Source organism: Pseudomonas sp. xss_4 (assembly GCF_043104125.1).
GTDB classification, from domain to species: Bacteria; Pseudomonadota; Gammaproteobacteria; order Pseudomonadales; family Pseudomonadaceae; genus Aquipseudomonas; species Aquipseudomonas parafulva_B.
In genome coordinates this window covers 19,845-41,125 of record NZ_JBICKJ010000065.1, presented here as the reverse complement: position 1 = coordinate 41,125, position 21,281 = coordinate 19,845, and the positions used below count along the sequence as shown (strand labels likewise).

The window sequence follows — 21,281 nt, the reverse complement described above, 5'->3', positions numbered from 1 at the left end:
GCGTTCAAATCGGGAAAGGCGTCATTCTATCAGAGGTGCGGGCTCGTAGCGGCACGCTGCCCTTGCAAAGGCATCCCTCCAACCGCCCTGGCCGTGCGCTGGCGCCCATGCCCTGCCGTCCGGCGATTGGGGGGTGAGTTTCGTGTTTTGTTTACGCGCAGCCTGTGGTATAACATGCGCCGCTTTCGGAGCCAGCTCCGTCTGCATCCAAACCCACACACGTGTCGACACGATGGCCTGGGTGCCCCGAGCTTCAGGGTTCGCGGGTTGGTCATTGGGATACGTGGAGGCCCAACCCGACTTATCAAGGAACTATCATGTCCCAAGTCAACATGCGCGATATGCTGAAGGCCGGTGTGCACTTCGGCCACCAGACCCGTTACTGGAACCCGAAAATGGGCAAGTACATTTTCGGTGCGCGCAACAAGATCCACATCGTCAACCTGGAAAAAACCCTGCCGATGTTCAACGACGCTCTGTCGTTCGTAGAGCGCCTGGCCCAGGGCAAGAACAAGATCCTGTTCGTCGGCACCAAGCGTTCCGCCGGCAAGATCGTCGCCGAGCAAGCTGCTCGCTGCGGTTCGCCGTACGTTGACCACCGTTGGTTGGGCGGCATGCTGACCAACTACAAGACCATCCGTGCTTCGATCAAGCGTCTGCGCGACCTGGAAACTCAGGCCGAAGATGGCACCTTTGCCAAGCTGACCAAGAAAGAAGCCCTGATGCGCTCCCGCGATCTGGAAAAACTGGACCGCAGCCTGGGCGGCATCAAGGACATGGGCGGTCTGCCTGACGCTCTGTTCGTCATCGACGTTGATCACGAGCGCATCGCGATCACCGAAGCCAACAAACTGGGTATCCCGGTCATTGGTGTTGTCGATACCAACAGCAGCCCGGAAGGTGTTGACTACATCATCCCAGGTAACGATGACGCCATTCGCGCTATCGAGCTGTACATGACTTCCATGGCTGACGCTGTCATCCGTGGCCGCAACAATGTTGCTGGCGGCACCGAAGTCTACGCTGAAGAAGCGGCTGCACCTGCTGCCGAGTAATAGACGCTAGCGTCGACTTGGCACGCGAAAAGGGGGCTATGCCCCCTTTTTGCCACCTTGAAATCCTGCTGTCGACAGCCGTCCCTTCCATGGGCATGCAGGCACAGACAGCGGATTAGCAGAATTGAACGCCCGTCACAAACGGGTGGAATGGTTGAAAAACTTTCCAAGAGGATTTTGAAATGGCAGCAATTACTGCAGCGCTGGTCAAAGAACTGCGCGAGCGTACCGGCGAAGGCATGATGGATTGCAAGAAAGCCCTGGAAAAGGCTGGCGGCGACATCGAAAAAGCCATTGACGACATGCGTGCCTCGGGCGCCATCAAGGCCGCCAAGAAGGCTGGCAACGTGGCTGCCGAAGGCGCGATCGCCGTCAAGACCGACGGCAAGGCCGCCGTACTGCTGGAAGTGAACTCGCAGACCGACTTCCTGGCCCTGCAAGACGACTTCAAGAACTTCGTCGCCGAAAGCCTGGAAGAAGCCTTCGCCCAGAAGCTGACCGACGCCGCTCCGCTGATCGCCTCGCGTGAAGCTGCCCGTGAAGCCCTGGTCGCCAAGTGCGGCGAAAACGTCAACATCCGTCGCCTGGTGCGCGTGGAAGGCGACGTAGTCGGCGCCTACCTGCACGGCAACAAGATCGGTGCTGTCGTTGTCCTGAAAGGCGGTGACGTCGAGCTGGCCAAGAACATCGCCATGCACGTTGCAGCGTCCAACCCCGAGTTCCTGGACTCGTCGGAAATCTCCGCCGAAGCCATCGAGCGCGAGAAGGGTGTCTTCCTGCAGCTGAACGCCGACAAGATCGCCGGCAAGCCGGAAAACATCGTTGAAAACATGATCAACGGCCGCATCACCAAGTTCAAGGCTGAAGCCTCGCTCAAAGAGCAGGCGTTCGTCATGAACCCGGAAGTCAAGGTCGGCGAACTGGCTAAGAAAGCCGGTGCTGAAATCGTTTCCTTCACCTACTTCAAGGTTGGCGAAGGCATCGAGAAGCCCGTCGACGACTTCGCTGCTGAAGTTGCCGCACAGGTTGCTGCTGCCAAGCAGTAAGACAGCCCCGTCTGTCGCCCCAAAGAGGCTGCCCGCTCACGCGCGCAGCCTCTTTGTCAAAGCGGCGAGGCGTTTACACAACGCTGCCGCCGCTGGCGCCGAAACGGTGCCACGCTACAGTTAGCAGGCTGCAAACAGCCCGCACGAATTTTCTACAGTACGCCGCAGGAGAGACTCGCAATGGCTCAGCAGGTGAGTGGTCGCCAACCTCGCTATAAACGCATTTTGCTCAAACTTAGCGGCGAGGCCCTGATGGGCTCCGAAGACTTCGGGATCGACCCGAAGGTGCTCGATCGCATGGCCCTGGAAGTCGGGCAGCTGGTCGGTATCGGTGTGCAGGTCGGCCTGGTCATCGGTGGTGGCAACCTGTTCCGAGGGGCCGCACTGAGCGCCGCCGGCATGGATCGCGTCACCGGCGACCACATGGGGATGCTGGCCACCGTGATGAACGCCCTGGCCATGCGCGATGCGCTGGAGCGCTCGAACATCCCGGCACTGGTCATGTCGGCCATCTCCATGGTAGGCGTCACCGATCACTATGACCGTCGCAAAGCGATTCGCCACCTCAACTCCGGGGATGTGGTAATTTTCTCCGCCGGTACCGGCAACCCGTTCTTTACCACCGACTCGGCAGCCTGCCTGCGGGCCATCGAAATCGATGCCGACGTGGTGCTCAAGGCGACCAAGGTCGATGGTGTGTACACTGCCGATCCATTCAAGGACCCGCATGCCGAGAAGTTCGATCGCCTGACCTATGACGAGGTCCTGGATCGTAAGCTCGGCGTGATGGACTTGACCGCAATCTGCCTGTGCCGTGACCACGGCATGCCATTGCGGGTATTCAACATGAACAAGCCAGGCGCTCTGCTGAACATCGTGGTGGGCGGCGCTGAAGGCACTCTGATCGAGGAAGGCCAAGCATGATCAACGACATCAAGAAAGACGCGCAGGAGCGCATGACCAAGTCCATCGAGGCCCTGGGCCGCAACCTGGCGGCCATCCGCACCGGTCGCGCGCACCCAAGCATTCTGGACAGCGTCAAGGTCACTGCCTGGGGTAGCGAGATGCCGCTGAACCAGGTCGCTGCGATCAGCGTCGAGGACGCGCGCACCCTGAAGATCGTCGCTCACGACAAGAACCTGAGCGCTGCTATCGAGAAGGCCATCCTGACCTCCGACCTCGGCCTCAACCCATCGAGCGCCGGCACCACCATCCGTGTGCCGATGCCTGCCCTGACCGAAGAAACCCGCAAGGGCTACACCAAGCAGGCCAGCGGCGTTGCCGAAGACGCCAAGGTCGCCGTGCGCAACGTGCGTCGTGACGCCCTGGCGGACTTGAAGAAGCTGACCAAGGACAAGGCCATCAGCGAAGACGAAGAGCGCCGCGCCGCCGATGACATCCAGAAGCTGACGGACAAGTTCGTCGCCGAGGTGGATGCAGCCTTCAAAGCCAAGGAAAAGGACCTGATGGCCGTCTAAGGCCAGGTTTTTTTTAATGGAAAAGACCAAGCCAGCGGTGCCTCCCTCGGTGCCGCGTCACGTCGCGATCATCATGGACGGCAACAACCGCTGGGCGAAACGACGCTTGTTGCCTGGCGTTGCCGGGCACAAGGCGGGTGTCGATGCCGTGCGTGCAGTCATCGAAGTCTGCGCCGAGGCCGGCGTCGAAGTGCTGACCCTCTTTGCCTTCTCCAGTGAGAACTGGCAGCGCCCTGCCGATGAGGTCGGTGCGTTGATGGAGTTGTTCTTCTCGGCGCTGCGCCGCGAGGCGCGTCGCTTGAACGACAACAACATCAGCCTGCGCATCATCGGTGACCGCTCCCGCTTTCACCCGGAACTGCAGGCTGCCATGCGCGAAGCCGAGGCGCTGACCGCAGGCAATAGCCGTTTCATCCTGCAGATCGCCGCCAACTACGGTGGGCAGTGGGACATCGCCCAGGCCGCGCAGCGGCTGGCGCGTGAAGTCCAGGCTGGCCATCTGCGCCCCGATGACATCACCCCAGGGTTGTTGCAGACGTGCCTTGCGACCGGCGAGCAGCCCTTGCCGGACTTGTGCATCCGTACCGGTGGCGAGCATCGCATCAGCAATTTCCTGTTGTGGCAACTGGCCTACGCCGAGTTGTATTTCTCCGACCTTTACTGGCCGGACTTCAAACACGAAGCCATGCGCAGTGCATTGGCTGATTTCGCTTCGCGCCAGCGCCGCTTTGGTAAGACCAGCGAGCAGGTCGAGGCTGGAGCGCGTGCTTAATGCTTAAACAACGCATCATTACCGCGCTGATCCTGTTGCCGATAGCGCTGGGCGGGTTCTTCCTGCTCGAGGGGGGCAACTTCGCCCTGTTCATCGGCCTGGTGGTAACGCTCGGCGCCTGGGAGTGGGCGCGTTTGGCGGGGTTGATGGCTCAGCCGCTGCGTGTCGCCTATGCCCTGGTCGTCGCTGGGGCATTGATGCTGCTGTACATCCTCCCGGAACTGGCCCCCTGGGTGCTTGGGGCGGCCGTCATCTGGTGGGGGCTGGCCACCTGGCTGGTACTGACCTACCCGCGCACCAGCGAACTGTGGGCCAGTGCCGCCTGCCGGCTGTTGATCGGCCTGCTGGTGTTGCTGCCGGCCTGGCAAGGCCTGGTGCTGCTCAAGCACTGGCCGCTGGGTAACTGGCTGATCCTGTCGGTCATGGCTTTGGTCTGGGCGGCCGACATCGGTGCGTACTTTTCCGGCAGGGCCTTCGGCAAGCGCAAGCTGGCGCCGCAGGTCAGCCCTGGCAAGAGCTGGGAAGGCGTCTACGGCGGGTTGGCGGTCAGCCTGGTGATCACCCTGGTGGTGGGTATCAGTCGTGACTGGAGCTTCGGTCAGCTACTGCTCGGCCTGGCAGGCGCTGCACTGGTGGTGATGGCCTCGGTGATCGGAGACCTGACCGAAAGCATGTTCAAGCGCCGCTCGGGCATCAAGGACAGCAGCAACCTACTACCCGGCCACGGTGGCGTGCTCGACCGCATCGACAGCCTGACGGCGGCCATTCCATTGTTCGCCGTGCTGTTGTGGGCGGCCGAATGGGGTGTGATGTGAGTCAGGTGCAACGCATTACCGTACTTGGGGCGACCGGCTCCATCGGCCTGAGCACCCTGGACGTGATCGCCCGCCATCCTGAGCGCTATCAGGCCTTCGCCTTGACCGGCTACACGCGCATCGAGGAGCTGTTGGCCCTGTGCGTGCGGCATCGCCCGGCCTATGCCGTGGTGCCGAGCGCTGAGGCGGCGGGGCGCCTGCGTGCGGGCCTGACGGCGGCAGGGTGCGCTACCGAAGTGCTGGAAGGCGAGGCCGGGTTGTGCCAGGTAGCCTGTGCCAGTGAAGTGGATGCGGTCATGGCCGCCATCGTCGGCGCGGCAGGCCTGCGGCCGACCTTGGCGGCCGTACAGGCCGGCAAGAAAGTGCTGCTGGCCAACAAGGAAGCGCTGGTCATGTCCGGCGCCCTGTTCATGGACGCCGTGCGCCAGTCGGGTGCGGTGTTGCTGCCCATCGACAGCGAGCACAACGCCATCTTCCAGTGCATGCCCAGCGACTACGGGCGCGGGTTGAGCGCTGTGGGGGTGCGCCGCATTCTGCTGACGGCCTCGGGTGGGCCGTTCCGTCAGACATCGACCGAGGCCTTGCTGGACGTCACACCTGAACAGGCGTGCGCCCACCCGAACTGGTCGATGGGGCGCAAGATTTCCGTCGACTCGGCGAGCATGATGAACAAGGGCCTGGAGTTGATCGAGGCCTGCTGGCTGTTCGATGCGCCGCCAAGCCTGGTCGAGGTGGTGGTGCACCCGCAAAGCGTGATCCACTCGCTGGTCGATTACGTCGACGGTTCGGTGCTGGCGCAGTTGGGTAATCCGGACATGCGTACCCCCATCGCCAATGCGCTGGCCTGGCCGGAGCGAATCGATTCCGGGGTGGCCCCGCTAGACCTGTTCAGCATTGCTCGCCTGGATTTCGAGGCGCCCGATGAGCAGCGTTTCCCCTGTCTGCGCCTTGCGCGACAGGCGGCGCAGGTGGGCAACAGCGCCCCTGCCGTGCTCAATGCGGCCAACGAAGTGGCGGTGCAGACGTTCCTCCAGGGTCGTATCCGCTTCCCGGAGATCGCGAGTATGATCGAACAGGTACTGGACCAGGAGCCCGTGGTGCCACTGACTTCGCTGGAGGCAGTGTTTGCCGCCGACCAGCGAGCGCGCGAGCTGGCCTGGGCCTGGCTGCACCGCAACGGCCGCTGAGGCGGGCTGGCCCGGTTATCGACAACAGCATCCCCACTGACCCATTGCTCATCATTCGGAGATGGACATGACAGCGCTCTACACGATCATTGGTACGCTCGTCGCCTTGGGTGTGCTGGTCACCTTCCACGAGTTCGGCCACTTCTGGGTGGCGCGTCGCTGTGGCGTGAAAGTGCTGCGTTTCTCGGTGGGCTTCGGTACGCCGCTGGTGCGCTGGCATGATCGTCAGGGCACCGAGTTCGTCATCGCTGCCATTCCGCTGGGCGGCTACGTGAAGATGCTCGACGAGCGCGAAGGCGATGTGCCCCCTGCGCTGGTGGGCCAATCGTTCAATCGCAAGCCGGTCGGCCAGCGCATTGCGATCGTGGCCGCCGGGCCGGTCGCCAACTTCCTGCTGGCCATCTTCTTCTTCTGGGTGTTGGCGATGCTCGGCAGCCAGCAGATCCGGCCGGTCATCGGCACTGTCGAGACCGGTAGCCTGGCAGCGGCTGCAGGGCTGACGGCCGGCCAGGAAATCGTCTCGGTGGATGGTAAACCGACCAATGGCTGGTCGGCGGTCAACCTGCAACTGGTGCGCCGCCTGGGTGAGAGCGGCACGCTGAACATCGGTGTGCGCGATGAGGGCAGCAGTGCCGATCAACAGCGCCAGGTGAAACTCGACCAGTGGTTGAAAGGCGCCGATGAGCCCGATCCGATTCGCTCGCTGGGCCTTGAGCCCTGGCGCCCGGCCATCGTGCCGGTGCTAGCCGAGATCGACCCCAAGGGGCCAGCCGCGGCTGCAGGCTTGAAGACTGGTGACCGGTTGCTGGGCATCGGCGGCCAGTCGGTGAGCGAATGGCAGCAGGTGGTCGATACCGTGCGCGCGCGGCCCGGCGCCCAAGTGGTGGTGCGTCTGGAGCGGGACGGTGCGCCCTTGGATATATCAGTGACGCTGGGCGCGAAGGGCGAGGGTGAGGCCGCTGCAGGCTACCTGGGAGCGGGCGTCAAGGGCGGTCAATGGCCGGCCTCGATGCTGCGCGAAGTCAGCTATGGGCCGGTGGAGGCGGTGGGTGAAGGCCTGTCGCGCACCTGGAACATGAGCGTGCTCACGCTCCAGTCACTGAAGAAAATGCTGTTCGGTGAGCTCTCGGTAAAAAACTTGAGTGGACCGATAACCATTGCTAAAGTGGCGGGCGCTTCAGCCCAGTCCGGCGTGGGGGATTTCCTGAATTTCCTGGCCTACCTGAGCATAAGCCTGGGGGTTCTTAACCTGCTGCCCATCCCGGTACTGGATGGGGGGCACTTGCTGTTCTACCTGGTTGAATGGGCGCGCGGTCGTCCGTTGTCTGATCGGGTACAAGGTTGGGGGGTCCAGATCGGTATCAGTTTGGTCTTGGGGGTGATGCTGCTCGCCCTGATCAACGATCTGGGTCGACTATAAAAGCTTCGCTCAATTGCGAAACCTGTCGTTCATGACGGCAGGTTGTTTATTGCCAGTTGGAATAAAAGGACTTCATGAAACGTCTGTTGCTAACTGCGGTGCTCTCCGCACTGATGATCGCTGAAGTTCACGCCGAGTCCTTCACCATCTCCGATATCCGCGTCAACGGCCTGCAGCGGGTTTCCGCGGGCAGTGTCTTCGGTGCTTTGCCCCTCAATGTGGGCGACCAGGCCGATGACCGGCGCCTGGTGGAGTCGACCCGCTCGCTGTTCAAGACCGGGTTTTTCCAGGACATCGAGCTGAACCGTGATGGCAACGTGCTGATCATCAATGTGGTCGAGCGCCCGTCGGTGTCGAGCATCGAGATCGAAGGCAACAAGGCGATCAGTACCGAGGACCTGATGAAGGGCCTGAAGCAATCGGGCTTGGCCGAAGGCGAGATCTTCCAGCGTGCCACCCTCGAAGGCGTGCGTAACGAGCTGCAGCGCCAGTACGTGGCCCAGGGCCGTTACTCGGCCGAGGTCGACGCCGAGGTGGTGCCGCAGCCGCGCAACCGTGTGGCCCTGAAGATCAAGATCAACGAAGGCACCGTCGCTGCCATCCAGCACATCAACATCGTTGGCAACAACGTGTTCGATGACGACACCCTGGGGCAGCTGTTCGAGCTCAAGACGACTAACTGGTTGTCCTTCTTCAAGAACGACGACAAGTATGCCCGTGAAAAACTGTCCGGTGACCTGGAGCGTCTGCGTTCCTACTACCTGGACCGCGGCTACATCAACATGGACATCGCGTCCACCCAGGTGTCCATCACGCCTGACAAGAAGCACGTCTACATCACCGTCAACATCAACGAAGGCGAGAAATACACCGTCCGTGACGTGAAGCTCTCCGGTGACCTCAAGGTGCCGGAAGACCAGGTCAAGTCGCTGCTGCTGGTGCAGCCGGGCCAGGTGTTCTCGCGCAAGGTGATGACCAGCACGTCCGAGCTGATCACCCGTCGCCTGGGTAACGAAGGCTATACCTTCGCCAACGTCAACGGCGTGCCTCAGCCAAACGACCAGGATCACACCGTGGACATCATGTTCGTGGTCGATCCGGGCAAGCGTGCCTACGTCAACCGCATCAACTACCGCGGCAACACCAAGACCGAAGACGAAGTGCTGCGCCGCGAAATGCGTCAGATGGAAGGCGGCTGGGCATCGACCTACCTGATCGACCAATCCAAGACCCGCCTTGAGCGCCTGGGCTTTTTCAAGGACGTGAACGTCGAGACCCCACCGGTACCGGGTACCGACGACCAGGTCGACGTGAACTATAGCGTCGAGGAGCAGGCCTCCGGTTCGATCACCGCCAGCGTCGGCTTTGCCCAGAGCGCGGGCCTGATCCTGGGTGGCTCGATCAGCCAGAGCAACTTCCTGGGTACCGGTAACAAGGTGTCCGTTGGCCTGACCCGGTCCGAGTACCAGTCGCGATACAACTTCGGTTTCGTTGATCCCTACTTCACTGCCGATGGCGTGAGCCTGGGTTACAACGCCTTCTACCGCAGCACCGACTATGACGACCTCGACGTCGACGTGGCGAGCTATGCGGTGGACAGCCTGGGTGCCGGTGTGAGCCTGGGTTACCCGATCAGCGAGACGTCGCGCCTGACCTATGGGTTGAGCGTGCAGCAGGACAAGCTGAAGACGGGTAAGTACACCGTCGGTGAGATCTTTGATTTCATTGACAAGGAAGGCAGTAACTTCACCAACTTCAAAGCATCGATTGGTTGGTCCGAGTCGACCTTGAACAAGGGTGTACTGGCGACGCGGGGCCATTCTCAAAGCTTGAGCCTTGAGACCACGATCCCTGGTAGTGACTTGTCGTTCTACAAGCTCGATTACCGCGGCCAGTTGTTCAAGCCACTCAGCCAGAACTACACCTTGCGTCTGCACACAGAACTCGGCTATGGCGATGGCTTTGGGGGTACCTCTGGCTTGCCGTTCTATGAAAACTATTACGCGGGTGGTTTCAACTCTGTTCGCGGTTTCAAGGACAGTAGCCTCGGTCCCCGCAGTACCCCAAGTAAAGGGGTTGGCGAAGTTGGTCACAGACCAGGCACCATCCGCGACCCCGACCAAGACCCGCTTCCATTCGGTGGCAACGTCCTGGTTCAAGGCGGCGTCGAGTTGCTGTTCCCGCTGCCGTTCGTCAAGGACCAGCGGTCCCTGCGTACCTCGGTCTTCTGGGACGTGGGTAACGTATTCGACACCAACTGCGGTAAAAAACCGGACTGCGCTAAGGTCGGTTTCTCCGACATGGCCAGTTCGGTCGGTCTTGGCGTGACGTGGATCACGGCCTTGGGCCCGTTGAGCTTCAGCCTGGCGATGCCGATCAAGAAGCCGGACGAGGCAGACACCCAGGTGTTCCAATTCTCTCTGGGCCAGACCTTCTAAGGTCGGCCCTTGCTTAACGACAACGGTTTATCCAGGAGTTCATCGTGCGCAAGTTGACCCAAATGGCCGTAGTGGCCGCGGCGCTGGTCGCCACCCCGGCTTTCGCCGAAATGAAGGTTGCCGTTCTGAACTATCAGATGGCACTGCTCGAGTCCGATGCCGCCAAGAAATACGCCGTGGATGCCGAAAAGAAGTTCGGCCCACAGCTGACCAAGCTCAAGGGCCTGGAGAGCAGCGCCAAGGGCATCCAGGATCGCCTGATCAAAGGCGGCGACAAGATGCAGCAGCAGGAGCGTGAGCGCCTGGAGCTCGAGTTCAAGCAAAAGGCCCGCGACTTCCAGTTCCAGTCCAAGGAACTGAACGAAGCCAAGGCCGTTGCCGACCGCGACATGCTCAAGCAGCTCAAGCCCAAGCTGGACGGCGCTGTCGAGGAAGTGATCAAGAAGGGCGGTTACGACCTGGTGCTCGAGCGCGGTGCGGTCATTGATGTCAAGCCTCAGTACGACATCACCCGCCAGGTTATCGAGCGTATGAACCAAGCCCGTTGATATGACCGTGACCATGACGCTTGGCCAACTGGCCGAGACCCTCGGGGCCACCCTCAAGGGTCCCGAGACGCTGCAGATCACAGGCCTTGCCACCTTGCAGGAGGCCGGGCCGGGTCAGTTGAGCTTTCTTGCCAACCCGCAGTACCGCAAGTACCTGGACCAGAGCCAGGCGGCTGCCGTGCTGCTCAAGGCGGCCGATGCCGAGGCGTTCGCCGGTCATGCCCTGATCGTTGCCGATCCCTACCTGGCGTATGCCCGCATTTCCCACCTGTTCGACCCCAAACCCAAGGCTGTGGCGGGGATTCACCCCAGCGCCGTGGTGGCCGGGGATGCCCAGGTGGATGCGACGGCCAGTGTCGGGCCTTTCGCGGTCGTTGAAAGCGGTGCGCGTATCGGCGCCCATGTCACCATCGGCGCCCATTGCTTCATCGGTGCCCGCTGCGTGATCGGCGAAGGGGGCTGGCTGGCGCCGCGGGTCACGCTGTATCACGATGTCACCATCGGCAAACGGGTGGTTATCCAGTCCGGCGCAGTGATCGGTGGTGAAGGCTTTGGCTTTGCCAACGAAAAAGGCGTGTGGCGCAAGATTGCCCAGATCGGCGGTGTGAGCATCGGTGACGATGTGGAGATCGGTGTGAACACGGCCGTGGACCGTGGCGCGCTGTCCGACACCTGTATCGCCGACGGCGTCAAGCTCGACAACCAGATCCAGATTGCCCACAACGTGCAGATCGGGGAGCATACGGCCATGGCTGCGTGCGTGGGTATCTCCGGCAGCACACGTATCGGCAAGCATTGCACCATCGCCGGTGGTGTGGGCATGGTCGGTCACATCGATGTTTGCGACAACGTTTTCGTGTCCGGGATGACCATGGTGACCCGCTCGATCACCGAGCCGGGTGGCTATTCTTCCGGTACTGCCATGCAGCCTCTGGCTGACTGGCGCAAGAGCGCCGCGCGCATCCGCCACCTGGACGACATGGCCAAGCGTCTCCAGCAGCTGGAAAAACGCGTCGATACCGTGACCTCAGGTGGGCAGCCGACATCAGAAGGCTGATACCATTTCCTGAGCAAGAGTGAACAGTCGCTAGCTGGCTCCTCTTTGGATTGCAAAAGGAGCGTGTGGTCAGCACCTGCGCTCCCTATTCTTATACAGGCTTCCCCCCGAAATGATGGACATCAACGAGATTCGCGAATACCTGCCTCACCGTTACCCGTTCCTGCTGGTGGACCGCGTGACGGATCTGGATTACGAGGCCCAGAGCATTCGTGCCTACAAGAATGTCAGCATCAACGAGCCATTCTTCAACGGCCACTTCCCGGCGCACCCCATCATGCCCGGCGTCCTGATCATCGAAGCCATGGCCCAGGCGGCCGGCATTCTCGGTTTCAAGATGCTCGATGCCAAACCTGCCGACGGCACCTTGTACTACTTCGTCGGCTCCGACAAGCTGCGTTTCCGTCAGCCGGTGCTGCCGGGTGACCAGCTGGTGCTGGAAGCGAAGTTCCTGAGCCGCAAGAGCATGATCTGGAAGTTCGAATGCCGTGCCCTGGTCGACGGCAAGGCAGTATGCTCGGCCGAAATCACCTGTGCGGAACGCTCCCTATGAATTCGATTGATCCTCGGGCCATCATCGACCCTTCGGCCAAGCTGGCCGAAGGCGTCGAGGTGGGCCCTTGGTCGATCGTTGGCCCCGATGTCGAAATCGGGGAGGGCACCGTCATCGGCCCACACGTTGTGCTCAAGGGGCCGACCCGGATCGGCAAGCACAACCGTATCTTCCAGTTTTCCTCGATTGGCGAAGACACCCCGGACCTCAAGTACAAGGGTGAGCCGACTCGCCTTGTGATCGGCGATCACAACGTCATCCGTGAAGGCGTCACGATCCATCGTGGTACCGTGCAGGATCGCGCCGAAACCACCGTTGGCGACCATAACCTGATCATGGCCTATGCCCACATTGGCCATGACAGTGTGATCGGCAGCCACTGCATCCTGGTCAACAACACCGCGCTGGCGGGCCATGTGCATGTGGGCGACTGGGCGATCCTATCCGGGTTCACCCTGGTTCACCAGTATTGCCACATCGGTGCCCATGCGTTTTCCGGCATGGGCACGGCCATCGGCAAGGACGTACCCGCGTTCGTCACCGTTTTCGGCAGCCCCGCCGAAGCGCGCAGCATGAACTTTGAAGGCATGCGCCGCCGTGGTTTCAGCGACGAAGTAATCCATGTGCTGCGTCGCTGCTACAAAATCGTCTACCGCCAGGGCCTGACGGTGGAGGATGCATTGCGCGAACTCGAAGCGCCGGCGGCGCAGCATCCGGAGGTCGAGCTGTTCCGCCAGTCGATCGTGAGTTCGGCCCGCGGCATCACTCGCTGACATGGTCCAGCTTTGCGTAGCCCTGGTCGCGGGTGAAGCCAGCGGCGACATTCTCGGTTCCGGCTTGATGCGCGCCTTGAGGGCGCGCCATCCCGATGTGCGCTTCATCGGGGTCGGTGGCCCGCTCATGGAAGCCGAAGGCCTGCAATCCTACTTCCCCATGGAGCGTTTGGCCGTCATGGGGCTGGTCGAGGTGCTTGGTCGCCTGCGTGAATTGCTCAAGCGTCGCAAGCTGCTGGTCCAGACCCTGATCGAGCAGAAGCCGGACGTGTTCATCGGTATCGATGCGCCCGACTTTACCCTGGAGATCGAACTCAAGCTGCGCCAGGCGGGGATCAAGACCGTTCATTACGTCAGCCCATCAGTGTGGGCATGGCGGCAGAAGCGTGTGTTGAAAATCCGTCAGGGCTGTGACCTGATGCTGACACTGTTGCCGTTCGAGGCCCGCTTCTATGAAGAACAGGGCGTGCCGGTGCGATTCGTCGGCCACCCCCTGGCCGATACCATTGCCCTGCAGGCGGATCGACCCGCAGCGCGCGCCGCCCTGGGGCTGGGCGAGGGTCCGGTGGTCGCCCTGATGCCCGGCAGCCGCGGGGGTGAAGTCGGGCGCCTGGGTGCGTTGTTCCTGGATGCAGCGCAACGTTTGCAGCAGCGGGTGCCGGGGGTGCGCTTCGTGCTGCCCTGTGCCAACGACGCCCGCCGCGCGCAACTGGAGCAGATGCTCGAGGGGCGCGACTTGCCGTTGACCCTGCTCGATGGCCGCTCGCACGAGGCACTGGCCGCCTGTGACGCCGTCCTGATCGCATCGGGTACAGCCACCCTGGAAGCGCTGCTGTTCAAGCGGCCCATGGTGGTTGCCTACCGCCTGGCGCCGCTGACCTACTGGATACTCAAGCGGCTGGTCAAAAGCCCCTACGTGTCCTTGCCCAACCTGCTGGCGCGCCGTGCGCTGGTGCCTGAGTTGCTGCAAGACGCCGCGACCAGCGAAGCGCTGGTCGATGCGCTGCTGCCCTTGCTGCGCGACGGCACTGGACAAACCGACTCGTTCGACGAGATTCACCGCACCTTGCGCCGGGATGCCTCCAACCAGGCCGCCGACGCTGTGCTGGGCCTGCTGGAGAAACGCTGACATGCAGTTCGGTCTGGATTTCAATCTGGTCGAAGACCTGGTCGCCGGCGTCGACGAAGTGGGCCGCGGCCCCCTGTGTGGTGACGTGGTGACGGCTGCCGTGATCCTCGACCCGGCACGCCCAATCCTTGGGCTCAACGACTCGAAGAAGCTAACCCAGGCGCGCCGCGAAGCCTTGTTCGACGAAATTTGCGACAAGGCCCTGAGCTTTTTCATTGCCCGCGCCGCGGTCGAGGAAATCGATCGCCTCAACATTCTGCATGCCACCATGTTGGCCATGCAGCGCGCGGTGGAAGGTTTGCACATCACCCCGAACATGGCCTTGATCGACGGCAATCGCTGCCCGCAGCTGTCGGTGCCATCGGCGTCGGTGGTGCAGGGGGACGCCAAAGTGCCTGCGATCGCGGCGGCTTCGATCCTGGCCAAGGTGACGCGTGATCGCGAGATGGGCGCCTTCGAGCTGATCTACCCCGGCTACGGCATAGGTGCGCACAAAGGCTACCCGACGCCGGTGCACCTGGAGGCGCTGGCACGGCTCGGGCCCACACCCATTCATCGTCGATCGTTTGCGCCCGTGCGTGCCGCCTGGGGTGTGCGTGAGGCTGTGACCGCCTCGCTGATCTGATACCCGCCATTGCGCACCTAAGGGGCTTAGGCCCTGCGGGGCCGGGCTGGGCGGCTTACCCTGGCACGTGCTCAGGTAGCCCTACCGTCGCACGGCGGCAACCGACGCCCAAAACCCCTGCCCAATTGAGCTACAATCGCGCCCTTGTCGTTTAGCACTGCTACAGGATCATTCATGTCGGTTTCCTTCGTTCACCTGCGCGTCCACTCCGAATTCTCGCTGGTCGACGGTCTGGTCCGGATCAAACCGCTGGCCAAGGCGCTGGCCGGGATGAACATGCCTGCGGTGGCGATCACTGACCAGAGCAACATGTGCTCACTGGTCAAGTTCTACAAGGCGGCCATGGGGGCGGGCATCAAGCCGATCTGTGGTGCCGACCTGTGGCTGGCCGGCGAAGATGCACAGGCGCCGCTGTCGCGCATCTGCTTCCTGGCCATGAACCCCCAGGGCTATCGTAACCTGACCGAGCTGCTCTCCCGGGGCTGGACCGAGGGCCAGCGCAATGGCCTGGTCATCATCCAGCGCGACTGGATTGCAGCGGCCAGTGAAGGTCTGATCGCGCTGTCGGCGGGCAAGGAAGGCGACATCGGCATGGCGTTGCTGGGGGGGCGCAGCGAGGAGGCGCAAGCGCTGCTGGAGGACTGGATGACCATGTTCCCCGAGCGCTTTTATGTCGAAGTCCAGCGCACCAGTCGCCCCAGGGATGAAGAGTATGTGCATGCCGCCGTGGCCCTGGCCGATCGGCTGGGTGCGCCGCTGGTGGCCACCAACGATGTGCGTTTCATCAAGCAGACCGATTTCGACGCCCACGAGACCCGGGTGTGCATCGGTGAAGGCTGGACACTGGACGATCCGCGTCGCCCGCGCCTGTACAGCGACCAGCAATACCTGAAGTCGGCCGAAGAAATGGCCGAGCTGTTCAGCGACCTGCCGGACGCCCTGGCCAACACCGTCGAAATCGCCAAGCGCTGCAATATCCAGGTGCAACTGGGCAAGTACTTCCTGCCCGACTTCCCGACGCCCAATGGCATGGGGATCGATGATTACCTGCGGCACGTGTCCCACGAAGGGCTGGAAGAACGCCTGGCGGTGCTGTGGCCGAAAGAGACCACGCCCGACTACGAGCAAAAGCGCCAGGTGTACCTGGACCGCCTCAAGTTCGAGCTGGATATCATCATCCAGATGGGTTTCCCCGGCTACTTCCTGATCGTGATGGACTTCATCAAGTGGGCCAAGAACAATGGCGTACCGGTGGGGCCTGGCCGGGGGTCGGGTGCAGGTTCGCTGGTGGCCTATGTGCTCAAGATCACCGACCTCGACCCACTGGCCTACGACCTGCTGTTCGAGCGCTTCCTGAACCCTGAACGGGTGTCCATGCCCGACTTCGACGTCGACTTCTGCATGGACGGTCGGGACCGGGTGATCGACTACGTGGCAGAGGCCTATGGGCGTAATGCCGTGAGCCAGATCATCACCTTCGGCACCATGGCGGCCAAGGCCGTGGTGCGCGACGTGGCGCGCGTGCAAGGCAAGTCCTACGGCCTGGCCGATCGTCTGTCGAAGATGATTCCGTTCGAAGTGGGCATGACCCTGGAGAAGGCCTACGAGCAGGAAGAAGTTCTGCGCGATTTTCTCAAGGGTGACGAAGACGCTCGTGAAATCTGGGACATGGCCCTGAAGCTCGAAGGCGTCACGCGCGGTACCGGCAAACACGCCGGTGGCGTGGTCATCGCGCCGACCAAGCTCACCGATTTCTCGCCCATCGCCTGCGACGAAGAGGGCGGCGGCCTGATCACCCAGTTCGACAAGGACGACGTGGAGGCGGCGGGCCTTGTGAAGTTCGACTTCCTCGGCCTGCGCACCCTGACCATCATCAAGTGGGCGATGGAGATCATCAACCGTGAGCAGGCCAAGAAAGACCTGCCCGACCTGAACATCGACTTCATCCCGCTCGATGATCGCAAGACCTACGAGCTGTTGCAGAAGGCCGAAACCACGGCGGTGTTCCAGCTCGAGTCGCGCGGCATGAAAGAGCTGATCAAGAAGCTCAAGCCCGACTGCCTCGAAGACCTCATCGCCTTGGTGGCATTGTTCCGTCCCGGCCCGCTGCAGTCGGGCATGGTGGACGACTTCATCAACCGCAAGCACGGCCGTGCCGAGCTAGCCTACCCGCATCCGGACTATCAGTACGAAGGCTTGCAGCCGGTGCTGGCGCCGACCTACGGCATCATCCTGTATCAGGAACAGGTGATGCAGATTGCCCAGGTCATGGCCGGGTACACCCTGGGCGGCGCCGACATGCTGCGCCGGGCGATGGGCAAGAAAAAGCCCGAGGAAATGGCCAAGCAGCGCGGCGGCTTCATCGAAGGCTGTGCCAACAATGGAATCGATGAAGATCTTGCAGGTAACATCTTCGACCTGGTAGAGAAGTTCGCAGGCTACGGCTTTAACAAATCTCACTCGGCGGCCTATGGCCTGGTGTCCTATCAGACGGCCTGGCTCAAGACCCACCACCCGGCACCGTTCATGGCGGCGGTGCTGTCGGCGGACATGCACAACACCGACAAGGTGGTGGTGCTGGTCGAGGAAGTGCGCACCATGAAGTTGCGTCTGGATGCGCCAGATGTGAACTTCTCGGACTTCAAGTTCACCGTCAACGACGATGGCCGCATCGTCTATGGCCTTGGCGCGATCAAGGGCGTGGGTGAGGGGCCTGTGGAGGCGATCGTCGAGGCCCGTGCCGAAGGCGGCCCGTTCAAGGACCTGTATGACTTCTGCGAGCGCATCGACCTCAAGCGCGTCAACAAGCGCACCCTCGATGCACTGGTGCGCAGTGGCGCGCTGGACCGGCTCGGCCCGCACTTTCACGACGAGATCAAGGCCTACCACGCCCACATCGACATCAACCGGGCCATCCTGCTGGCCGCACTGGGCGATGCCATCAAGGCGGCCGAACAGACGGCCCGCACGGCCGACAGCGGTCACATCGACCTGTTCGGCGGCATGTTCGACGAACCGGACGCTGACGTGTATGCCAGTTACCGCAAGGCGCGGCCACTGACACTCAAGGAACGGCTCAAGGGCGAGAAGGACACGCTGGGCCTTTACCTCACCGGCCACCCGATCGATGAATACGAGGCTGAAATCCGCCGCTTCGCGCGCCAGCGCATCATTGACCTCAAGCCGTCGCGCGAAACCCAGACCATTGCCGGCATGATCATCGCCCTGCGGGTCATGAAGAACAAAAAGGGCGACAAGATGGGGTTCGTCACCCTGGATGACAGGTCTGGACGTATCGAGGCCTCGCTGTTTGCCGATGCCTACATCACGGCCCAATCACTGCTGCAGAACGATGCGATGGTGGTGGTCGAAGGGGAGGTCAGCAACGACGATTTCTCAGGCGGCCTGCGGCTGCGGGTCAAGCAGGTGATGACCTTGGAGGATGCCCGCACAAAGCTGGCCGAGAGCCTGCGCCTGAAGGTCGCCCACGAGGCGCTCAAGGGCGATCGCCTCAAGTGGCTGGGTGAGCTGATCACCCGTCACCGCGGCGCCTGCCCGATCACGCTGGAATACACCGGCAGCGATGCCAAGGCCATGCTGCAATTTGGCGACCAGTGGGCCATCGATCCCGCAGACGGGCTGATTCAGACCCTGCGTGACCAGTTCGGACGTGAGAACGTCTTTTTGCAATACCGTTGAGCCGCTCAACATTTAATCTCGACCTGAAGGCGCCTGATCCCTTAAGGTATGGCGCCAAACGGATCAACCGGCCGGCCGCCTGGCCGTAGACCCAAGACGGATGACTATGAACCCGAACTTTCTCGACTTCGAACAGCCGATTGCCGACCTGCAAGCCAAGATCGAAGGCCTGCGCCTGGTAGGCAACGACAATTCGCTGAACATCAGCGATGAAATTGCCCGTCTGCAAGACAAGAGCAATACCCTGACCGAAAGCATTTTCGGCAACCTGACCAGCTGGCAGATCGCTCGCCTGGCACGTCACCCGCGTCGTCCCTACACCCTGGACTACCTGCAGCACATCTTCACCGAATTCGAAGAACTGCACGGCGACCGCCACTTCTCCGACGATGCCGCCATCGTTGGCGGTACCGCACGCCTGGACGGCAAGCCAGTCATGGTCATCGGGCACCAGAAGGGCCGCGAAGTGCGGGAAAAGGTTCGCCGCAACTTCGGCATGCCGCGCCCCGAGGGTTACCGCAAGGCGTGCCGCCTGATGGAAATGGCCGAGCGTTTCCGCATGCCGATCCTGACCTTCATCGACACGCCGGGTGCCTATCCAGGCATCGATGCCGAGGAACGTAACCAGAGCGAGGCCATCGCCTGGAACCTGCGCGTGATGGCGCGCCTGAAGACGCCCATCATCGCCACGGTGATCGGTGAAGGCGGGTCGGGCGGCGCGCTGGCCATCGGCGTGTGCGACCAGCTGAACATGCTGCAGTACTCCACCTACTCGGTCATTTCGCCCGAAGGCTGCGCTTCGATCCTGTGGAAGACGGCCGACAAGGCTGCCGATGCCGCCGAGGCCATGGGCATCACGGCTGAGCGCCTCAAGAGCCTGGACATCGTTGACAAGGTCATCCCGGAGCCACTGGGTGGCGCTCACCGTGATCCTGCCGCCATGTCCGAAAGCATCCGCGCCGAGCTGGTGGAGCAGCTGGACATGCTCAGCGGCTTGGACCACGACGCATTGCTGGCTCGCCGCTACGACCGCCTGATGAGCTACGGCGTCTGATCGCCCTTGGGGCCGCCTGTCGGCCCCTCGGGTGAGCCTGTATCCCAGGCTCACTCACATCCGTCACCCAGGTTGATCGAGGCCTCGATGATTGATCTCGCCCCTTGGCTATGCGCCCGTACGTGGTACGTCGCCCTCTCAGGCGGCCTCGATTCCACCGTCCTGCTGCACTGGCTCGCCGCCTACGCCCGTAGCCATCCTGCACCGCCGCTGCGCGCAATTCACATCCATCATGGCCTGCAACCCGCCGCGCAGGCGTGGCCTGCCCATTGCCAGCGTGTGTGCGATGACCTGGGCGTCGAGCTGCAGGTCATCGAGGTCGACGTCGCCCCAGGCCCGAGCCTGGAGCAGGCTGCCCGTCAGGCCCGTTACGCTGCGTTCGAGCGGGTATTGGCGGCAGGTGACATGCTGTTCACCGGCCAGCACCGCGACGATCAGGCTGAAACGCTGCTGTTTCGCCTGCTGCGGGGCGCGGGGTTGCGTGGCCTGGCGGCGATGCCGAGGGAGCGGGCGCTAGGGCAGGGCAGGCTGGTCAGGCCGTTGCTTGGTTGTTCCCGGCAACAGTTGCAAGGCTATGCCCAGGCGCATGCGTTGGGCTGGGTCGAGGACCCTTCGAATGCCGATACACGGTTTGCCCGCAACTATCTGCGCAGGGAGGTCTTGCCATCCCTTGTGCAGCGCTGGCCGCAAGCCGGGCAGAACCTGGCCCGCGCCGCCGAACACCTGGGCGAAGCCCTGAGCCTGCTGGACGAGCTGGCCGAAAACGACCTGGCGCCCGTACGCCAGGGTGCTCCTGCTGCTTGGCCTGGACTCGATTCGCTGGACCTGGCCGGCCTGCTCGCGCTTTCACCTGCCCGCCAGCGCAATGCGTTGCAGTATTGGCTCAGCCACCGAACCCGGTTGCCCGACGCGCGCCACTGGGCCGGCTGGGCGGACCTGCGCAACGCCGCGGTCGATGCCTGCCCCGTGTGGCAACTGGCCGATGGCCAACTGGTCCGCAGCCAGGGGCGCATCTGGTGGCTGAGCGGCGACTGGTTGCAAACGCCCTGTAAGGCCATGGAGTGGGAAAACGCCGATCAGCCGTTGGCCTTACCTGGCAACGGCAGCGTGCGACTTGTTGGCGCAGGCGCGCTGACGGGCCTGCGTATCGGCTACCGTCAGGGCGGGGAGTGGCTGGACATCCCAGGGCGCGGGCGACGTGATCTCAAGCGCTTGCTCAATGAACTGCACGTGCCGCATTTTCTGCGCCTGCGCCTGCCGCTGCTCTACCAAGGCGAGCGGCTGCTGGCGGTGGCCAACCTGCCCGGTCTGGCCCAGGGCGATTACTGCCTGCACTGGCAGTTGCCGACCAGCGCGCAAGGTTTGAGCTAGTGGGTACATTCGGGTAGACTACCCTCCCTTCTTGATACAGCTTCTGTGGGTTCCGCGAAAACACAGGAGTTGCCGATTACCAAGCAGTTTTTTGCTGGGCTGATTCTTAGAAATGACGAGCGAGCGCCCTGCCAGGGTTACCCCTGGTCTGTACACACGCGGCAGTTTTTCGAGATGCACTGTGATTGACGCAGGTGATCGGGGGCGTTTGCCCTCCTTCGCTATCTCCGGCGGCGCTGGCCGCTTTAACGCAGACTTCTA

At 62.3% G+C, this 21,281-nt stretch carries 18 protein-coding genes; all 18 read left to right on the top strand.

Annotated elements, in window-relative coordinates:
* The first annotated feature begins 317 nt into the window (after positions 1–317).
* The 18 genes from rpsB (at position 318) to tilS (ending at position 21,020) form a co-directional block, all read left to right on the top strand.
* Positions 318–1,055: a 30S ribosomal protein S2 gene (gene rpsB, locus ACF8GB_RS12095; RefSeq protein ID WP_003252287.1), complete on the top strand. Its 738-nt coding sequence runs from the start codon at positions 318–320 to the stop codon at positions 1,053–1,055.
* A gap of 182 nt (positions 1,056–1,237) precedes the next feature.
* On the top strand, positions 1,238–2,101 hold the full coding sequence (gene tsf / locus ACF8GB_RS12090; RefSeq protein WP_058603722.1) for a translation elongation factor Ts: 864 nt from the start codon (positions 1,238–1,240) through the stop codon (positions 2,099–2,101).
* Between the two features lie 180 nt (positions 2,102–2,281).
* Complete coding sequence (pyrH, locus tag ACF8GB_RS12085) at positions 2,282–3,025, top strand: UMP kinase (RefSeq protein WP_023534028.1); 744 nt, start codon at positions 2,282–2,284, stop codon at positions 3,023–3,025.
* Complete coding sequence (gene frr, locus ACF8GB_RS12080; protein ID WP_058639521.1) at positions 3,022–3,579, top strand: ribosome recycling factor; 558 nt, start codon at positions 3,022–3,024, stop codon at positions 3,577–3,579. Before pyrH ends, frr begins: the two co-directional genes overlap by 4 nt.
* Before the next feature lie 16 nt (positions 3,580–3,595).
* Entirely contained in the window at positions 3,596–4,351 is a 756-nt protein-coding gene (uppS, locus tag ACF8GB_RS12075; protein WP_027913873.1) for a polyprenyl diphosphate synthase, read from the top strand.
* Positions 4,351–5,166 carry a phosphatidate cytidylyltransferase gene (locus ACF8GB_RS12070; RefSeq protein WP_058603721.1) on the top strand — a complete coding sequence of 272 codons (816 nt, stop codon included), beginning with the start codon at positions 4,351–4,353 and terminating at the stop codon, positions 5,164–5,166. The genes uppS and ACF8GB_RS12070 overlap by 1 nt, the downstream gene beginning before the upstream one ends.
* The gene (ispC, locus tag ACF8GB_RS12065) at positions 5,163–6,353 is read left to right on the top strand and encodes a 1-deoxy-D-xylulose-5-phosphate reductoisomerase (RefSeq protein WP_392527087.1); all 1,191 of its coding nucleotides are present in this window, start codon (positions 5,163–5,165) and stop codon (positions 6,351–6,353) included. The genes ACF8GB_RS12070 and ispC overlap by 4 nt, the downstream gene beginning before the upstream one ends.
* Before the next feature lie 67 nt (positions 6,354–6,420).
* Positions 6,421–7,773, top strand: coding sequence for an RIP metalloprotease RseP (gene rseP / locus ACF8GB_RS12060; RefSeq protein ID WP_392527085.1), 1,353 nt, complete (start codon positions 6,421–6,423; stop codon positions 7,771–7,773).
* A gap of 74 nt (positions 7,774–7,847) precedes the next feature.
* Complete coding sequence (gene bamA, locus ACF8GB_RS12055) at positions 7,848–10,211, top strand: outer membrane protein assembly factor BamA (RefSeq protein WP_058639518.1); 2,364 nt, start codon at positions 7,848–7,850, stop codon at positions 10,209–10,211.
* A gap of 44 nt (positions 10,212–10,255) precedes the next feature.
* Positions 10,256–10,759 carry an OmpH family outer membrane protein gene (locus tag ACF8GB_RS12050; protein ID WP_023534153.1) on the top strand — a complete coding sequence of 168 codons (504 nt, stop codon included), beginning with the start codon at positions 10,256–10,258 and terminating at the stop codon, positions 10,757–10,759.
* A 1-nt stretch (position 10,760) separates the two neighbouring features.
* Positions 10,761–11,816, top strand: a complete 1,056-nt coding sequence (lpxD, locus tag ACF8GB_RS12045; RefSeq protein ID WP_058639517.1) for a UDP-3-O-(3-hydroxymyristoyl)glucosamine N-acyltransferase — start codon at positions 10,761–10,763, stop codon at positions 11,814–11,816.
* 112 nt (positions 11,817–11,928) lie between these two features.
* Positions 11,929–12,369, top strand: a complete 441-nt coding sequence (gene fabZ / locus ACF8GB_RS12040) for a 3-hydroxyacyl-ACP dehydratase FabZ (protein ID WP_023534097.1) — start codon at positions 11,929–11,931, stop codon at positions 12,367–12,369.
* On the top strand, positions 12,366–13,142 hold the full coding sequence (lpxA, locus tag ACF8GB_RS12035; RefSeq protein WP_027913879.1) for an acyl-ACP--UDP-N-acetylglucosamine O-acyltransferase: 777 nt from the start codon (positions 12,366–12,368) through the stop codon (positions 13,140–13,142). Before fabZ ends, lpxA begins: the two co-directional genes overlap by 4 nt.
* Position 13,143: 1 nt before the next feature.
* On the top strand, positions 13,144–14,271 hold the full coding sequence (lpxB, locus tag ACF8GB_RS12030; protein WP_196185623.1) for a lipid-A-disaccharide synthase: 1,128 nt from the start codon (positions 13,144–13,146) through the stop codon (positions 14,269–14,271).
* A gap of 1 nt (position 14,272) precedes the next feature.
* Positions 14,273–14,896: a ribonuclease HII gene (gene rnhB / locus ACF8GB_RS12025; RefSeq protein ID WP_058639515.1), complete on the top strand. Its 624-nt coding sequence runs from the start codon at positions 14,273–14,275 to the stop codon at positions 14,894–14,896.
* A gap of 174 nt (positions 14,897–15,070) precedes the next feature.
* Positions 15,071–18,595: a DNA polymerase III subunit alpha gene (dnaE, locus tag ACF8GB_RS12020; protein ID WP_058639514.1), complete on the top strand. Its 3,525-nt coding sequence runs from the start codon at positions 15,071–15,073 to the stop codon at positions 18,593–18,595.
* A 106-nt stretch (positions 18,596–18,701) separates the two neighbouring features.
* Complete coding sequence (locus ACF8GB_RS12015) at positions 18,702–19,649, top strand: acetyl-CoA carboxylase carboxyltransferase subunit alpha (protein WP_058605311.1); 948 nt, start codon at positions 18,702–18,704, stop codon at positions 19,647–19,649.
* 87 nt (positions 19,650–19,736) lie between these two features.
* Complete coding sequence (gene tilS / locus ACF8GB_RS12010) at positions 19,737–21,020, top strand: tRNA lysidine(34) synthetase TilS (protein ID WP_078478982.1); 1,284 nt, start codon at positions 19,737–19,739, stop codon at positions 21,018–21,020.
* Positions 21,021–21,281: the final 261 nt, after the last annotated feature.